Here is a 16,624-nt window from a genome sequence, read left to right on the forward strand (position 1 = left end):
CTGCACTGGTCACACTGGCGAAGACTCAGTCAGACACGCGCCCGCGACAGCCACTACAAACAACGCGGACATACCCCTTAACTGTGATTGCAGTACTAGCCGAGGACTGTCCAACCACCACCGTCGTCCGAACCCGCCACATAGAGCAGCGGGCTGACCCGCTCGAGTCCCGCTCGCGCAGGCCGCGAGCGGCGCCATGCTCAGGAGGTCTCCCTAAGGGCTCGCAGAGAATCAAGGTGTTGCTTCCCGTGGTTCGGCTCGTTCGTGTGGTCAGCGCATATCCGACGAGATCCGCAATCAACTCGGCCTGACGTTCGCGATGTTGTTCCCGCATCTGGACGAGCAGCAGCGTCGTCTGCTGATGGGAGCCGAAGCCCGAATCCTGAGGCACGGCGGGATCCGAGCGAGCGCCCGGGCGGCCGTGGTCAGCGAGACGACCGTCCGCAAGGGCGTGGATGAGCTTGAGGCGGGGGCGGAACCGCTGGGCCGGGTCCGCTGTGCGGCGCCAGCCCTCCAGCAGTCGCTCGACGTCGCAGGCGATCGTCTCCGTCAGGTCCCCGCCGTCGACGCCCTGACCGTTGGCGTCGATGAACCCGAAGCAGGCGACCACCGCCCCCTCGATAGCCTCACGCAGGGCATCGGGTGGGAGAGATGGTCACGTCGAGCTCCTTCGTGCGCGCTCGTCCTCCAGAGCCCAAGGGCTGCCCCGTTCCCGGGTCCCTGCCTCGGCGGGGGGTGTGCTTCGCTTGCCGAAGCCGGCTCGACTACAAGGGGTATCTCGTTGGATCGGAACCCCACCTGTTGCTTCTGTTGGCTGACAGTCGACCTCGAACAGGACCTGGACGCACAGGAACTCCGGCTGGGTCCTGCACACTCAAGCAACGCGCGGCAGCTGGCCTACTCCCACTCAGCTGTCTGGGCGAGCGCATCCACCCGAACATGGGCCTGTGGTGGGAGCTTTGAAGCCCGCGGGCCGGGTCGGGTCAGACCATCGATGAACCCTTGAAGTCGTGGGCCCGGTAGCCGTGCCCGTCCTTGTGCCAGTCCAGGAACAGCACCCCGCCCCCGTACGCACTGCCGACGGCCCGGTGACTGATCACGGGGGTGCGGAAGTGCCCGTCGTGATCGCCCTTGGACATCACGCGCTCCATCCGGTCCCCCAGCGAGATATCCCGCTCGGTCACCACCAGGTCCGTGCCATCTCCGGACTGCATGATCTGAACCCGAATCCTCGCCCCGTCGAGGATCACGGCGGCCGTCCCGTAGAACGCCGGGCCATCCCATCGGACGTCGGCATACGCGTGGGCGGTGGGCCCGGACCGCGCCGCGCACACCCGCACGGTCACCCAGGTGTCCAGGTGAGCGATCACGTCAGCGCTGACGTTTCGCCCCAGGAATGCGTCTTCGGACCGATCACTTCGGCGGCCCGGGGAACAAGATCAAGTACTTCGCGCCGAAGGCCGACCCGATGGTGCCCGCGGCCATCCTCTGCTCACCGAGGGCGTCGGCGTGTCCTGCAGCCCGTCACCAGCATCTCGGCCCAGACGGCCGACGCTGCAACATCCGGCGAACCGTACGGCCGGTTCCCAACGCAATTATCGGGTAAACACTCACAAAAGGTAGTAAGTGGCGCTCTCCTTCACTCACGAGGAGGCGTAAAGCATGGAGCCCTGGCTGCTTTGGCTGATCGTCGCTCTGGTCTTGGGTGCGGTGGAGATAGTCACTCTCACCGCCGCGCTCGGGCTGCTGGGCGGCGCAGCACTGGTCACAGCCGTATTCGCCTCTGTCGGTTTGCCCCTGCCCTGGCAGTTTCTACTGTTCGCGGTCGTGTCGGCCGTCGGCGTGGCTTTCGTGCGCCCGGTCGCGCTTCGCCGCCTGTCCTCACCGCCGAACGGGGATGGACGCTTCGGTGTCGACGCCCTCGTCGGCGAGGCCGCCTACGTGACATCGGAGGTGTCGAAGCTGGGCGGCAGAGTCCGTATCGGTGGCGAGGAGTGGACGGCGCGTGCCTACGACGAGACGCTGGTGATCCCTCCCGGCACGGCCGTCGATGTCATGGAGATCAAGGGCACCACCGCACTCGTCTACCCCCGGGAGTGAGCCATGGAGATGTCCGCCTTCCTCATAGCCGGTCTCCTCGTCGCGGTACTCGCCGTGTTCACCGTGGTGCGAGCGGTACGGATCGTCCCCCAGGCCCGCGCACGCAACGTCGAGCGGCTCGGCCGCTACCACCGCACGCTGAAGCCCGGACTGAACGTCGTCATCCCCTACGTCGACCGCGTCTACCCGGTGATCGACCTGCGTGAGCAGGTCGTCTCCTTCCAACCACAACCGGTCATCACGGAGGACAACCTCGTCGTCGAGATCGACACCGTCCTGTACTTCCAGGTCACCGACCCGCGCGCGGCGGCCTACGAGATCGCCAACTTCCTCCAGGCGGTGGAACAGCTGACGGTCACCACGCTGCGCAACGTCGTCGGATCCATGGACCTGGAAAAGACCCTGACCTCGCGGGACACCATCAACAACCAGCTCCGCGGTGTCCTTGACGAAGCCACCGGCAAGTGGGGGCTCAGAGTCAACCGGGTGGAGATCAAGGCCATCGACCCGCCTCAGTCCATCAAGGACGCGATGGAGAAGCAGATGCGGGCCGAGCGGGACAAACGCGCCGCCATCCTCGGGGCCGAGGGGCAGCGCCAATCCCAGATCCTCACCGCGGAAGGCGACAAGCAGTCCGCCGTCCTGCGCGCCGAGGGCAACCGGACCGCCGAGATCCTCAAGGCTGAGGGCCAGTCAAGGGCCATCGACGAGGTCTTCCAAGCCGTCCACCGCAACGATCCCGACCCGAAACTGCTCGCCTACCAGTACCTCCAGGTACTCCCCCAGCTCGCGCAGGGGCCGGGCAACACGTTCTGGGTGATACCCGGCGAGGTCACCTCCGCCCTCCAGAACGTCACCCGTGCCTTCACCGAGTCCCTTCCCCAGTCCGCCGCCACCCGCGAGGCGTCCTCCGACGACCCGGCCGTCCAGGCCGCGAAAGACGCGGCGAAAGCCGCGGAAGCCGCCGCAGAAGCCCTCGCCGACGCCGCCGAGGCCGACAGCGGGGCCGCGACACAGCCCAGGACCGCAGGGTACGGCTCTGGGGCAACACCGGCGTCCGGGTCACCGAGCTGAGTCCGCTGTTCGCATCGCAACGAGTCCACACGGAACACAAGTCGGCCTCGTGGAGCCAGTCGAGCAACGGCATGAGACACTGCCGCGCCACGGTTCGCCGGCTGCATCTCCCCACGCACGGCGAAGCGTCGGCCCCGCACGGACACAGAAGCACACGAGGACGAAGGCCAGGAGCAGGTGAAGCCCACCGTCTGGCCATCCCCCAAAGGCCCAGCTCTCGCTCGTAGGATCAGAAGGCCTTGGGGTACTGGGTGTGGCTGTCAAGCTCGTGTCCAACGGAAGCCGCCTGACCCACCACGGCCCCCATGGGATGGTGGAGCGGAAGCGGGCGACACCCGGAGAGACCCGGGGCCAGGAAGCAGCGTGCGCGGACGGCGCCACCGTCAAGGAACGGAGGGACGCGTCCGCGAGTCGGCCGACGGGCGGAGCCCGAGGCTTCTCTCCAGGAGGAGCCGGTGGGCGCGCGGGCCAGATGTCGTCGAGCCGAGACCGGGCCGCTGGGTCGGAGGGCGAGGTCAGGGCACGGTGGCGCAACCTGCCGATGCGGGCCGGCTGCGGTCTGGGGCGGCCGCCACGGCACGAGCCTGACTGGCGAGACGGGAGAGAGCCACGCGGGTCCTGAGGTGTGCGCGGAGCCTGCCGGCCGATCGGCCTGTACGGCGTTGCGCGTGCTTGCCCGGCCCTCCTATCGGACGTGTTTCTCCAGCGCTTGCCGAGGGTGTTCTTTCTCAATGCCGAGGAGGCGCGCGCCGCAAATCTGCACCCGAAGACCACGATTCACATCGCCGGTGCGCCGTGACCGCTTCCCGGGCTGCCACCAGAAGTACCGTCAGAAGTCGGGCCGAGCCCGAGCCGGCGGGTCGCCCCCGGATGAGGCACGCCCCAGCCGTGACCACGTCAGAAGGCCCGGACAGCGCCCCGACCGCGATCCGCAACTCGCCCTCTGGTGATGTGCGGATCAGTCTCAGCAGCGGGTGAGCGTACCGCTCTTCAGGGTGGATTTGTCGCTGACCAGCCAGCCTGCGGTGTTCGTGCCGTCGATGCGGGCGTAGATCCACTTGTTGCCGTGGGCATTGGTGACGTAGCAGTGGTAGTAGACCTTCACGCCGGACTTGACCGCGGTCACGAAGGAACACTCCGCGTACGGGCCGGTGTAGAGGTGGGTCTCCTGGGCCGCGTAACCATAGCCGTTGCTGCGGTTCGAGTGGGCCCAGCCGGTGCACGCCTTCGACACCGGGGTGGGGTCCTTCACCGGGGAGCTGGTCCTTGCCTTCGGCGAATCGGACGGGTTCGTGGCCGGGCCACCGCCGCCGTTGCCGGGAGTTGGCGAGGAACCTTTCTCACGGCCCTCGGCCTTCTTCGAGGGTGCGATGGACGGAGTCTCGCCAGGGCCTATGGGCGACAGGTCTCCCGGGGAGGGCGGGTCGTCGGACACGTCACCGTCGGCGGCGGTGCTCGGGGTTGGATGCGCCGTGCTCGACCCGCCGCCGCGCGCATCGCCCCGCGTGTCCATCAGGGCGTAGGCGACTCCGCCGCAGGTCAGGACAGTGGCGGCCGCCACCGTGACGACGGTACGGGTGCGGCGGCCGCGCCCGGGGACGACCGTGGCACGGGTCTCGGAACGGCTGCGGTGACCGTCGGGTGTGCCGGCGGCCGTGCCCGGCCGCACGGCGCCCGGCTGCGGAGGGGCTCCGTAGGCGCCGATCGGCGTAGAGGAGGCGACGGACTGGGGGGCAGGCTGGGAGAACGGCGCGGCGGGGGGAGCGAAGGCCCGCGGAGGGATGGGCTGGGGGGCCGGGGCCGGGGGGAGGGCCGCCCTCCCGACCTCGGCAACCGCCTCCAGCATTCTCCGCGCCTGCCCGGCGTCGGGCCGCTGCAGCGGGTTCTTGGCCATCAGCGCCTGCAGCACCGGGGCCAGCGGTCCGGCGCGGCGGGGCTCCGGCAGCGGTTCGCCGACGATCGCCGCCAGCGTGGACCACACCGACGTACGACGGAAGGGCCAAGAGCCTTCCACGGCCGCGTACAGCGTCATGCCGAGCGCCCAGATGTCCGACGCGGCACCCGGTTCCCGGCCCTGTGCGCGTTCCGGCGGCAGATAGTCGAGGGAGCCTACGATCTGACCGCTCTGGGTCAGCTTGGCCAGGGCCTCGTCGCCAGAGGTCTCCATGCTGGCGATGCCGAAGTCGGTGAGTACGACCCTGCCTCCGGGCTCAAGCAGTACGTTGCCGGGCTTGACGTCACGGTGGAGGACCCCGGCCCGGTGCGCCGCGTCGAGCGCGTCCATCAGCTTGGCGCCGATCGCGGCCGCTTCGCGCGGGTCAATTGGGCCGCGCTGCGCCAGCACCTCGTCGAGGGAGGGTCCGTCGACCAGTTCCATGACGATGACCGGGAGTCCCCGCTCCTCGACCACGTCGTGCACGGTGACCACACCGCTGTGCCGGATACGGGCGGCGGCCTGCGCCTCCCGCTGCATACGGACCCGTAGGTCGGCCAGTTCGGCCGGGGAAGCGTCGGTGTAGGCCCGCAGGACCTTGACGGCGACCTCGCGGTTCAGCAGTTGGTCCACCGCCCGGGCGACCACACCCATGCCGCCGCGCCCGATCATCGCGGTCACGCGGTATCGCCCGCCCAGAACCTCGCCGACCAACTCCGCGCCGTTCGCCCCCGCCACCTGTCCCGCTCCGTTCATCGCACTGTTGAAGATCCGCGGGCACCAGCGTAGGGGTACACCTGCCGTAGGGTCACACGGCCCAGCTCGCGGTGCGCAGGTGCACCTTCCAACAGCCCGCGATCATCCAGACATCTGAGGCGAGATCAGGACACTCGCGCCGTTTCCCGCGCGGCGCGCCCGGTCGAGCAACTTCCGCAGCCAGACCAGCCATCCCGCCGCGCAGGCGCCGACGACGTGGCGAAGAGCACTGGACAGGCGCGCGGGGGCGCTCCGGACGATGCCGGTGAGAAGAACAGTGAGGACCACGACGCCGAGTCCTCGGGCACAGCGGACACTCCGGGTCGCTCTCGCGCACCCGGCTCCGAAACGTCTTCCCGATCTGCGGCCGCCGGCGTCGGGGGCACGGAGTGCGGTCACCGTACGAGTCGCCGCAGGCACCGGCGTCCCGTTCGTTCAAGCCTGTCGAGCAACCGCACGCCGGCAGGGCCGTCCCTCGATCGACAGCGCGGGTCGGCGTTCGGGGCGCCGACGGACTCGCGGACGCCACTTCCCTCCTCGTCTATCCCTCCTACCAGAGACCTCAGCCGAAGCGGGGACAGGCGCTCCAGTCCCCGGGCAACGGCGGGCGTCACTCGCCGGGGCGTTGTCGATCCGCGGAAGATCGTCAGCGAGCCGGCCCCGCCCTGCTACAGGCGTCCGACAACGGGCGCCTGCCGGAGGGGCATTCAGCGTGCAGTGTCCGGCCATTCCTCGCGCAGCATCCCGAAGAGCACGGTGTCGTGCCGCTTGCCCTCGACCAGCACGGTGGACCGACGTCGCCCCTCCTCGCGGAAGCCGATCTTGGTGAAGGCCCGGACGGCCCGCTCGTTGCCGCTCCAGGTGTCGAGTTCGATCCGGTGCAGCCCGAAAACTCCGAACAGGTGCCCCGCCAACAATCGCAGCGCGTCGGAGCCATGGCCGCAGCCCCAGCGGTCCTGCTCACCGATGGTGACGCCGACCGTGGCCAGCCCTGCGAACGGGTCCAGGTCGCGGTAGTCCACCATGCCGATCACCGTGCCGTCTGCCAGGTCCTCGACCGTGAAGACGGCCGATTCCCTCGGATTCAGCCGTAGCATCGTCTCAAAGCCAAGCGCGACGGCCTCCGCCGTGACCGGGCCGAAGCACGGGTTGCCGCCGGCGGCCCAGTGGACCACTTCCGGATCGTTGCGCCACCGAACGTGATGCTCCGCATCCTGCGCGCGAAGAGCGCGAAGGCTTACCAACTTTCCCTTGATCATGAACAGAGCATAGATCTCGGGGCGCTGTTGACGATCTTGAAATCGGTGCCCCGTACCCGCCCCGCCCCCATCCCCTCATCCTCTTCGGGCCAGTCCATCCCATGGGCTGCCCGGTGAGGAGCTGTGCTCAGGCATTCTGGGGCACCTCGTCCGTCAGGAGACCTCGCATCGAGGCGCGAAGTTCCGGAGTGTCCTCATGACCGTGCACTGCGACGGCGTGTGAAGTCGCTGCCCGCAGGACTTCTTCCTCCTCTCCCGCGATCGTCAGCGTGCAGTGCGATTCGCTGGGGTGCTCCCTGCAGTCCATTACCTTGCGCATGGCGTGCCTCCCGTGCTGGTGGTGGTGCCGCCGACCGCGCCCCCGGAGGGGCCCTGAATGCGAGGGCCGGCGCATACGGGGCTCTTCCGACGATCCTCCTTCTCAGCCGAAAACGAAAGCTTCGGCTGAGAAGCTCACGGGCGCGCCCGCAACCGTAGTGCCGGAGCCCACTGGCTCAGGCCGCAGCACGCACAGCAGGTGCGGCAGCCGTGGTCCACAGTCACCGACAGCCGGTGGTGTCGGCCCCTGTCTGCGCGAGGAAGCGGGGAGACGGCCCCGAGGCGGCCCCGGTACCCGCAGGGGTGACACCGGGAGTCAGGCGGGATGGAGCGGGCCCCCAGTCAGGAGCGGAGCGGTCGGCGGCACCCCCGCTGGTGGGCGCTGAGGCGTGGTCATGGCTGACGGGCCGTGGCGCCTGACGGGCGTCGTGGATGCTGTCGCGCGCCGCTGCGGGGCAGCACACACCCTGCGGGGCACACTCCTCACCGACGCAGGCTGCCTCCTCGCCGACCTCCGCTCCGGCCACCACCGGGGCCCAGCCCGCCAGCAAGGCGATCGACACCATCGTCACACCGGCCGGCCTACGCGCCGAAGCCGGCCGGGCCGTCCCACCGGAGGTCTCCCAGCGCATCGACATCAAGATGCGCCACGTCGCCGCACCGGGCCCCGGACGGGACACCTCGCGAGCGATATCCGCCACAAGCAGGAGGGCAGCATGGCGACGCGCGCGACCCTGCACCCCGAACCGGCTGACCGGTGCTCGGCCCTCGCGCCGTCGTCAGTCGCGCGCGGGTCGGGCCGCGAGATAGGGCGCGGTGGCGCTGCGGCGGGCCCTCGCCACCTTGGCCGGCGGGCCCCCCGCGACCACCCGCCCGCCCGCGTCGCCGCCGCCCGGACCAAGGTCGATGACCCAGTCGGCGGTGGCGATCGTGTCCAGATCGTGCTCGACGAGGACGACCGTGTTGCCGGCGTCGACGAGCCGGTGCAGCTGTCGCAGCAGCAGCGCGACGTCCGAGGGGTGCAGCCCCGCCGTCGGCTCGTCGAGCAGGTAGAGCGCGTGGCCGCGGCGGGCTCGTTGCAGTTCGGTGGCCAGTTTGATGCGTTGTGCCTCACCACCGCTGAGCTCCGTCGCGGGCTGCCCCAGCCGCAGATACCCCAGTCCCACCTCGCGCAACGTCTCCAGACTGCGGGAGGCGGCCGGGACGGCGGACAAGAACGTGGCCGCGGCGTCGACGGACAGCTCCAGCACTTCCGCGATGTTCTTGCCGCGGTAGGTGACTTCCAGCGTTTCGGCGTTGTACCGGGCGCCCTTGCAGGTCGGGCACGGCGCGTAGGTGCCAGGCAGGAAGAGCAGTTCCACCGCGACGAATCCTTCGCCCTGGCAGGTCTCGCACCGCCCTTCGGGCACATTGAAGGAGAACCGCCCGGCCGAGTAGCCGCGCGCCCTGGCTTCGTCTGTCGCCGCGTACAGCTTGCGCACCGCGTCGAACATCCCCGTGTACGTGGCCAGGTTGGACCGGGGAGTTCGGCCGATGGGCCGTTGGTCGACCCGGACCAGCCGGTCGAACGACTCGACCCCCGACACGTCCTGGACATCGACCTCCAGCCGCGCCTCGTCGGGCTCCTCGGGTACGAGTCCGAGGTGGCTGCGGACGACCTCGGCGAGCACCTGCGTCACCAGCGTCGACTTTCCGGAACCAGACACGCCCGTCACCGCCGTCAGTACGCAGAGTGGTACGTCGACGGACACGTCGTGCAGATTGTGCCGGGAGACGCCGCTCAGGTGCAGCCAGCCGTGCGGTCTGCGCGGGTGGTGATCGAGCGGCTCGGCGCGCCCGAACAAGTGCCGGCTCGTGGCCGACTCCCCCACCCGCTCAAGACCGGCGACCGGCCCGCTGTACAGCACGCGCCCGCCGCCCTCGCCCGCGCCGGGGCCGATGTCGACCACCCAGTCCGCCCGCCGTACGACGTCCATGTCGTGCTCCACGACGAACAGCGAGTTGCCCGCCGCCTTGAGGCGGTCCAACACGTCCAGCAGCGGTTCCGCGTCAGCCGGGTGCAGGCCCGCGGAGGGTTCGTCGAGGACGTAGACGACGCCGAACAGCCCCGAGCGCAGCTGAGTGGCGATTCGCAGGCGCTGCGCCTCGCCGGGCGACAGGGTCGTCGAGCGGCGCCCGAGGCTGAGATATCCGAGGCCCAGGTCGAGCAGTACGTCGACCCGCGCGACCAGATCGCCGCAGATCCGAACCGCGACCTCGGTCGTCTCCCCGGATCGGGCGGTCGACGTGGTGGCGTCGGCCTCGGTCCGCCTCGCTACGGGCCGCATCAGCGCCACGACCTCGGTGAGCGGCATCGCGTTGATTTCGGCGATGGAACGTCCGGAGAAGGTCACGGCGAGCGCCTCGGGCCGCAGTCCGCTGCCGTGACACTCCGGGCAGGGCACACTCCTGACGAACCGGAGCGCCCGTTCGCGCATCTTCTCGCTCTTGGAGTCGGCGAGGACGTGCATGACGTGCTTGCGGGCGCTCCAGAACTTGCCCTGGTAGCCGTAGTCGACGCGATCCTCCTCCGGCTCGATGTACACGGAGGGCTGCTCGTCCGTGTACAGCAGCCAGTCCCGGTCCTTCTTCCTGAGCCTGCGCCACGGCCGGTCGATGTCGATCCCCAGGCCGTTCACGACACTGCGCAGGTTGGCGCCCTGCCAGGCGCCCGGCCAGGCGGCGATCGCCCCCTCGCGGATGCTCAGCGAGGGGTCCGGGACGAGCAGGTCCTCGGCGACGTCGTGCACGATGCCCAGTCCGTGGCACTCCGGGCAGGCGCCGGCCGCGGTGTTGGGTGAGAACGACTCGGCTTCCAGCCGTGTGGCCCGGGGCGGATAGGTGCCGGCGCGGGAGTACAGCATGCGCAGCAGGTTGGACAGCGTGGTGAGGGTGCCGACCGTCGAGCGCGAGCTGGGCGATCCGCGTCGCTGCTGCAAGGCCACGGCCGGTGGCAGTCCGGTGATCTCCTGCACGTGAGGTGCGCCGACCTGTTGCAACAGCCGTCGGGCGTACGGTGCTACGGACTCGAAGTAGCGCCGCTGGGCCTCAGCGTAGAGCGTGCCGAAGGCGAGCGAGGACTTGCCCGAACCGGAGACCCCGGTGAAGGCGACCATCGCGTCCCGCGGAACGTCGACATCGATGTTTCGCAGGTTGTTCTCACTGGCGCCCCGGACATGCACGAAGGGGTCGGTCGCGTCCATGTTCACAGTTTCCTGATTACCTGATCGCGCCGGGAACCGCGCGACGGGCGCCGTCACCGGGCCTCGCTCACATGAGCGTCCGGAGTGTCCCGGATCCATTTGGATCGCGACCTATCGCAGACGTATTGCGGTACCGAAACCAGAGCGCCAGGTTCTGGGCCGCAGAGGGGGCGGGGCCCCGGGCCCAGGCCGGGGACTCCCTCCCGGCCACGTCCGATGTCTTCAACACCACGAGCCAACGGGACACCAGCCGGCCCACTGGCGCCTGCAAAGTCACCAGCCGCGGCGCTTGACGAAACCCACAGGGGCCCCGGCAACGGCTGCTCCGGAGGGGGCGCCAGTGGGTCACTGCTCCTTGCAGGTCGTGGGGTCGGGGCTCGGCCGGGGCAGGCCGAGGGCGTCCAGACGATCGTGGAAGACGTCGTCGTCACGGGGAGGGGCAGTGTGGAAACCAACGCCTCGGCTGAACCGAGCCTCGGTGGCACTGAACTGGCTTCGGTCAAGGTGGTGAGCACCAGCGGCCCGGGTGCCCTGAGAGGAGGCCGAGCCGAGGGCCGACGGCAGGCCACCGAGGACGGGCGGTCTCCAGCAGCCGCTTCATCAGTTGCTGGAGACCGCCCGTCCAGGAGAGGCTCGGATGCCGGCACGAACCGCGAGAACGGATTGGCGGGCACCCGCAATCTACTGGTGGCGGAGGTTGTCCACGATGGTCAAGAACACGAGCAGGTTCGGCACCTTCTGGGCCTGGGGCGCTTGCCAGGCCTTGGTCTGACCCGCCCGCCAGACACAGACCATGCCCCCACGCACGGCCACCTCGCTCACATCCCGCCACTGCAGGATCTCGCCGGAAGCGTTGGCGACTCCGGCGCCGGACAGCTTGAACGGGCCAAAGCCGACCGTCCCGCCCTCCCGCACCAGCTTCCACACCTTCTCCACCTGGGCGCGGGCGACGGCTTCCGCGATCATCGGGGCCCAGGTGGGCGAGCCCGCATAGAGGTCGGTGATACGAGCCTTATCCCCACCCGGTGCGACCAGCACGGAGGCATGGGAACGTCCTGTCGGCGTCTGCGTGCCCTTGTAGTTGATCACCTCTTGGACCGTCTCCTGATAGAGCAACGTTCGCTCCCAACGCACCGCGAACAGGCGCCTGCCGGTGGTGTTCACGACCAGCCCGTGCTCGTACAGGTGCAGCCGCCTGGCCGCCAGGCCCTTGCGAAAGAGGGGACTGTTGGCCACCAGCCCGCCTGCGACCACTGCGATCCACAAGGGGACCATCGCGACCCCCCAGTGCACCTTCGCCCACAACAGGACGCCACCACCCAGCAGTGCGGCTATGCCGGCCAGGGAGCCCACGATGAACAAGGACCGGTACTTCTCCTGGACGCCGACCTCACTCTTGGGGCCGAAGGTATGCTCAAGATCACCCAGCCGATGACGGACGGCCAGAGCGTTTACCGCAGGGGAGGACGACGTCGGCACGGTCATGCGCGGCCTCAGCTTCGAAGTTACGGCGGGCCCCGCAAGGCCGCCTGAGCGAGCGGGAGTTCACCGAGTGAATCGGTATCGAAACCCTTGGGTGACCCCAGCAGCCAACACCAGGATCCACACCCGGGCAATCCCCCATGAAGCCCGGTACCGTCACCCCGCACACACGCCCGCCCTCTCGACTCGGCGCACCGGATCGCAATCCCCCCGGCGTGGCTCCGCAGGTCTCAAGCAAGAGCATTTGTTAGTGAGTTCCGGCATCACTCGTTGTCCACGAAACGCATGAACGTTAGTCAGAAGTAAGAGCAGCTGAGGTGGTGCGAACTCGCGATCATCACGTGCGGAGGCAGTCCGACCCGTCGCAAGATGACGGTGAGGACTTCCGGGCGCCGGCGGCGCTCCCGGTAGGCAGCGCGAGCAGCTCGGTGCCGTCGTCGGCCTGGAGGATGTCGAACGCGACGAAGTACGCCGGCCACCGGGCCGCTGACCGTCGAACTTGCGTTGTGTCCCTTGAAGCCGCGCTTGCGGAGGAGTAGGCCGTATCCGCGGCGAGCGCGCCGGGCCGGGTGCGGGGGCGGCCATCGGGCCCGCGGATCCGTACCTTCTTGAGCACGGGGATGAACTGCGGGCTGTCCGCGGCTTGCCCGGCGGTCAGGATCAGGGCCAGGGGCCGACACCTGCGGTCGGCAGCCAGATGGATCTTGCTGGTCTGTCCGCCTCGCGAGCGCCCGAGCGAAGCAGCTTACAAGCGGAGCTTGCGCCGTCGCCGGACGCGCCGCCGTTCGGCCCGGCCGGGATCAGCGACGTCTCCGTGTCCGTCTTGTTCCGCCGTGCCGCCCCCTTTTGGCGGGCCGCCTCCGCCTCGACGGCGGCCTTTTCCAGAGCGTCCAAAACGTCCTCCTCCAGGCGCATTCCGGCCGCGTCGTGATGGGCACGGACCGTCGTGGAGTCCACGCTGACCAGCGACATACCCACTCTGCCCCGCCCGGCCGCCTCGGCTATCGCCCCCTCCAGCAGCGCCTCGAAAACCCCGGCGTCCCGCCACTGCCTGAACCGGTTGTGCCCGGTAGACCAGGCGCCGAACCGGCCCGGCATCTCCCGCCACTCCGCTGCCGAGCGGAACTTCCAGATAACACCCTCAAACTGTTGCCGTAGACGCTCTGGATACGGGCCGTACTCACCGACCGGCGAATACGGCTCGACGAACCCCCACTCGTCGTCAGTCAGTTGCTCACGCGTCACACGTACCGGACTACCGGACCTGCCCTCACAGCAAGGCCGGCTTCGGCAAACCGATCACGACTCAGTACAGGCCCTGGCAGCCTCCTGCCAGCCGCTGCTCGACGCTCCGGGTGTGGGAAGGACGCTTGAGATCCCACCGCCGAAGAGCCGCATCGTCTGCCTGCTGCACTTCGCAAAGACCGTGGGCAGCCGGAGCCGGGACGGGCAGTGCGCGGGGGTACGCGAACGGCCCGGTTCCCTTGTCCACGTGGTGCACGACAGCGTGATCGAAGGTCTCGTCCAGCATCTGCTCAAGTACGGCGGTATCCATGCCGCCCTTCCACCTCACTCGGTAAGACCTTCGACAACGAGATGCACGGGTGCTGGACGCCGCTGCCCTCAGAGATCGCCCGGACAAGTCCTCCCACACCGACTTCATCATCCGCACCTCGGGCGAGCAGCGGCTGCCCGGCTTCCTGCTCTGGCAGTCCGCCCACGCCGAAATACACTGGGCCGAGTACTACTGGCCGGCCTTCCGCCGGGCGGACTTCCTGCGCGCGCTTCGGTCCTACGGTGGGCGCGAGCGCAGGTTCGGCAAGCAGCCCTACGGCAACTACGGCAACGGACCATCACGGAGGGCCTGTTCACGGAGGGCACGGCAGGTCCCCCGCTATGGGCGTCCGAGGAGTTGACTGCCGGCCGTGTTGTCGGTGCGGGCGGTGAAGTAGTCGGTGAAGGCCTGGACGAACTCCTCTTCGGTGATGCGGCCGTCGCCATCGTGGTCGAGCCGGCGGAAGCCGTGGTTGAGTTCGGCGGGGTGGACCCGGGAGCCGCCGAAGATCGTGCGGTACTCGTCGGCGCACAGGTATCCGCTGCCGTCAACGTCCACCGCGTGGAAGACCGCCCGCACCGCGACTTGCAGGCCCTGCTCAAGGTAGGACGGCTCGGTGTCGATCCCGGTGAGCATGGCGATGACGAACTCCTCGCAGGTCACCTGACCGTCCTCATCGGCGTCCATGCCGGACCGCAGCTGCTGCCACCAGGTCTCGAAGGCGGCGTAGACGGGGGCTTCGCGTTCAGGGGTGAGTTCGAGCGGCCAGCACACGTTGTGCGCCATGGCCTGTAGATCGACCGAGGTGATGCGGCCGTCGCCGGTCTGGTCCAGTACCTGCCGGAAGAAGGTCCGCAGGCGCGCCGGGCGTGAATCGGCACCCTTGCGGCGGCGTGGTGCGGGGAACTGGACGGGGCGGGCCTCCGGCGCGGAAGGGCGGTCGGTGGGAGCGGTGGTAGCGGTGGGAGGCTGCGGAGTCGAGGGAATTCCGGCCAGCGGGGAGCGGTAGCGGCGGTGCTCGGGTAGCGCGTTCATCAGGACGCGCATACCGCGGTGCAGGATGAGGGACAGCAGGGCCGCGCGGCGGGTGCGGGGCAGGCCGAAGCGCTCGCGGAAAGCTTCCGGCAGGTCCGCGACGGTCAGCGCACCGATCACGTGGGCGGCCACGGTGCGTACAAGCGGCCAGGCCGGCTTCAGACGCCCGAGGCGGCGGGGTGCGGGGGCTTCACGGAGCATGTCGAAGAGCAGGTAGTGCACGGGTTCGCCGTATTCGAGGCGCTCACGGATCGTGTGGTCCATGTACGCGGGCACGTCGGCGGCCGTGGCCGGGAACAAGTCGTCGGGCAGGGCGAACTCGGAACACACGGCTCGGAATTCTCCGTACATCTGCTCCAGTTCAGGCGGCGTCAGTGGGCGTCCTGACAGTTCCCGCATCGCCGTCATGCACTCGTACAAGGTGACCAGCACCCACACCCGCACCGCGGGGTCCGCCGCCGTGAATGGCCTGCCCTGCTCGTCGGTCCCGGCCAGCCGGCGGTGCGTGCGCTCCAGGCGGGCGACCTCACGGCGCAGCCCTTCACGGTCGGAGAAGAACAGCCGCTTCCCGCTGTCCATCGTGTGCTCGATACGCCGCCACGGGTGTGCGCGGTAGGTGGAGAATTTGGACATGCCGGCGGCGACCGCCGGATCCGCGGTCTGCAGAACCAGCAGCCGCCACGCCACCAACCCGATCCGCCACTCCCCCAGCGTGCGCCGCAGCAGCGAATCAGGACCAGGAAGTTCAGCGCTAGTCAAGGGGACGTCTCCTCAAGTACGTGCACAGGAATGGGCAGGGGACGACCGGAAGAGGGATCATCCGGCTATCCGTCCAGCTCAACGGCCCTACCGGGATCCAGGAGCGGTCGGATTCCCGAGTTCACCCATCCGGGAAGCGCCTGCGGGCTCTACTGGGCGAACACGACACGATGGATGTCGGAGCCCATGATCAGGCGAGGGCCGAGTAATTGGGCTACCCATGGCCGCCGGTCTACCCGTAGTTCGTGCGAGCGGCAGGGAGCGGCGAGGTTGGGCCCCTCCTGGCCTCGGGGCGTCCATTCGCAACTTCCATCCCCATGGGGAAACGTGACCGCGCCGGTGGGGAATGGTCCGAAGCCCTGCGGACGGAGCCGCCCGTCAGCGCCGACGAGGGAGCCATCGGGCGGCCCGGTTCAGGAGGCGAGGTGGCAGGATGACGTGGTGTCCGATTCTCTCGGTGAACTGTGGCTGCGCGGCATCGCCTTCAACGCGGCGGCGCCCGCCGACGTGCTGATACGTCTCCTGGACGAACCGGCCGGTGAGGCCGGCTTGCTGATGTGCGAGGGCCGCGACCTGCCCGACGCCGTCATCGACGCGGCCCTACGCCACCCGGTCGAGCGGATCCGCCGCGCCCTCGCCCGCAACCTGCACGTCGACCCCACACGACTCGCTCCCCTGGCATCGGACCCTTCGGGACTCGTCCGTGCGCATCTCGCCCGCGGTCCCCGGCTCCAGCCCCGGTGGGTCCGGCCCCTGCCAAATGACATCCTCGTCACCTTCCTGACCGCCCAAGAGGGAGGCGAGGACGGCAGGGTCACCGAAAAGGACATCGTCGGGGAGCTCTGGTCCTCCCGGCAGGTCCCTCCGTCCTTCCCGCGGGACATGGCCGGTCACGACCACCCCGCACTCCGCCTGTACGCCGCCTTCCAGTGGCAGTCGCTCACCGCCGCGCAGCGCGATGCCCTGCTCGACGACCCCGATCCCGCCGTACGGGAAGCAGCCGGGGAGACCAACCGGCAGCTGGACCCGGAGGCGGTGGAGACCAGGCTGCCGTCCATCGGATCACGCCACGCGGTGTGGATGCTCGGCACCTGTGCCCTGTCACCCGCGG

9 protein-coding genes and 5 pseudogenes are annotated in these 16,624 nt (G+C 69.2%); 5 read left to right on the forward strand and 9 right to left on the reverse strand.

Going from position 1 to position 16,624, the window contains the following annotated elements:
• Positions 1–319 precede the first annotated feature (319 nt).
• Positions 320–496, forward strand: a pseudogene (locus ADK55_RS40830) (ISAzo13 family transposase); the annotation flags it as partial.
• Positions 497–983: 487 nt separating this feature from the next.
• Here ADK55_RS40830 and ADK55_RS01840 read toward each other — a convergent pair.
• On the reverse strand, positions 984–1,370 hold the full coding sequence (locus ADK55_RS01840; RefSeq protein WP_053675299.1) for a hypothetical protein: 387 nt from the start codon (positions 1,368–1,370) through the stop codon (positions 984–986).
• Between the two features lie 292 nt (positions 1,371–1,662).
• Between ADK55_RS01840 and ADK55_RS01845 the strand changes: the two genes are divergently transcribed.
• Both ADK55_RS01845 and ADK55_RS01850 read left to right on the forward strand, forming a co-directional pair.
• Positions 1,663–2,100, forward strand: coding sequence for an NfeD family protein (locus tag ADK55_RS01845; protein WP_053675301.1), 438 nt, complete (start codon positions 1,663–1,665; stop codon positions 2,098–2,100).
• 3 nt (positions 2,101–2,103) lie between these two features.
• On the forward strand, positions 2,104–3,174 hold the full coding sequence (locus ADK55_RS01850; RefSeq protein WP_053675303.1) for an SPFH domain-containing protein: 1,071 nt from the start codon (positions 2,104–2,106) through the stop codon (positions 3,172–3,174).
• A 964-nt stretch (positions 3,175–4,138) separates the two neighbouring features.
• On the opposite strand, the gene ADK55_RS01855 is transcribed toward ADK55_RS01850, so the two are convergent.
• From ADK55_RS01855 to ADK55_RS40835, 7 genes and pseudogenes are all read right to left on the reverse strand, one after another.
• Positions 4,139–5,863, reverse strand: a complete 1,725-nt coding sequence (locus ADK55_RS01855; protein WP_053675305.1) for a serine/threonine-protein kinase — start codon at positions 5,861–5,863, stop codon at positions 4,139–4,141.
• Positions 5,864–6,570: 707 nt separating this feature from the next.
• Positions 6,571–7,122 carry a GNAT family N-acetyltransferase gene (locus ADK55_RS01860; RefSeq protein WP_053675307.1) on the reverse strand — a complete coding sequence of 184 codons (552 nt, stop codon included), beginning with the start codon at positions 7,120–7,122 and terminating at the stop codon, positions 6,571–6,573.
• Positions 7,123–7,249: 127 nt separating this feature from the next.
• Positions 7,250–7,441, reverse strand: coding sequence for a DUF1059 domain-containing protein (locus tag ADK55_RS35715; protein WP_078998345.1), 192 nt, complete (start codon positions 7,439–7,441; stop codon positions 7,250–7,252).
• Between the two features lie 778 nt (positions 7,442–8,219).
• Positions 8,220–10,682: an excinuclease ABC subunit UvrA gene (uvrA, locus tag ADK55_RS01865; RefSeq protein ID WP_234349846.1), complete on the reverse strand. Its 2,463-nt coding sequence runs from the start codon at positions 10,680–10,682 to the stop codon at positions 8,220–8,222.
• A gap of 681 nt (positions 10,683–11,363) precedes the next feature.
• Complete coding sequence (locus ADK55_RS01870; protein WP_053675310.1) at positions 11,364–12,167, reverse strand: DUF6585 family protein; 804 nt, start codon at positions 12,165–12,167, stop codon at positions 11,364–11,366.
• 526 nt (positions 12,168–12,693) lie between these two features.
• Positions 12,694–13,409 (reverse strand): annotated as a pseudogene (locus tag ADK55_RS01875) (transposase); the annotation flags it as partial.
• A 247-nt stretch (positions 13,410–13,656) separates the two neighbouring features.
• A pseudogene (locus ADK55_RS40835) lies at positions 13,657–13,719 on the reverse strand (HalD/BesD family halogenase); the annotation flags it as partial.
• A gap of 91 nt (positions 13,720–13,810) precedes the next feature.
• Between ADK55_RS40835 and ADK55_RS01885 the strand changes: the two are divergent.
• Positions 13,811–13,987, forward strand: a pseudogene (locus ADK55_RS01885) (undecaprenyl diphosphate synthase family protein); the annotation flags it as partial.
• A 71-nt stretch (positions 13,988–14,058) separates the two neighbouring features.
• On the opposite strand, the gene ADK55_RS01890 reads toward ADK55_RS01885, so the two are convergent.
• Positions 14,059–15,513, reverse strand: coding sequence for an oxygenase MpaB family protein (locus tag ADK55_RS01890; protein WP_053675317.1), 1,455 nt, complete (start codon positions 15,511–15,513; stop codon positions 14,059–14,061).
• Positions 15,514–15,954: 441 nt separating this feature from the next.
• Between ADK55_RS01890 and ADK55_RS01895 the strand changes: the two are divergent.
• Positions 15,955–16,624 (forward strand): annotated as a pseudogene (locus tag ADK55_RS01895) (hypothetical protein); the annotation flags it as partial.

The organism is Streptomyces sp. WM4235, from assembly GCF_001279725.1.
In the GTDB taxonomy this organism is placed as follows: Bacteria; Actinomycetota; Actinomycetes; order Streptomycetales; family Streptomycetaceae; genus Streptomyces.

Excerpts from the sequence above, each read along its gene's own strand:
- ADK55_RS01845 (WP_053675301.1), top strand. The coding sequence starts at position 1,663 with ATGGAGCCCTGGCTGCTTTGGCTGATCGTCGCTCTGGTCTTGGGTGCG.
- ADK55_RS01850 (WP_053675303.1), top strand. The coding sequence starts at position 2,104 with ATGGAGATGTCCGCCTTCCTCATAGCCGGTCTCCTCGTCGCGGTACTC.
- ADK55_RS01855 (WP_053675305.1), bottom strand. The coding sequence starts at position 5,863 with ATGAACGGAGCGGGACAGGTGGCGGGGGCGAACGGCGCGGAGTTGGTC.
- ADK55_RS01860 (WP_053675307.1), bottom strand. The coding sequence starts at position 7,122 with ATGATCAAGGGAAAGTTGGTAAGCCTTCGCGCTCTTCGCGCGCAGGAT.
- ADK55_RS35715 (WP_078998345.1), bottom strand. The coding sequence starts at position 7,441 with ATGCGCAAGGTAATGGACTGCAGGGAGCACCCCAGCGAATCGCACTGC.
- uvrA (WP_234349846.1), bottom strand. The coding sequence starts at position 10,682 with ATGGACGCGACCGACCCCTTCGTGCATGTCCGGGGCGCCAGTGAGAAC.
- ADK55_RS01870 (WP_053675310.1), bottom strand. The coding sequence starts at position 12,167 with ATGACCGTGCCGACGTCGTCCTCCCCTGCGGTAAACGCTCTGGCCGTC.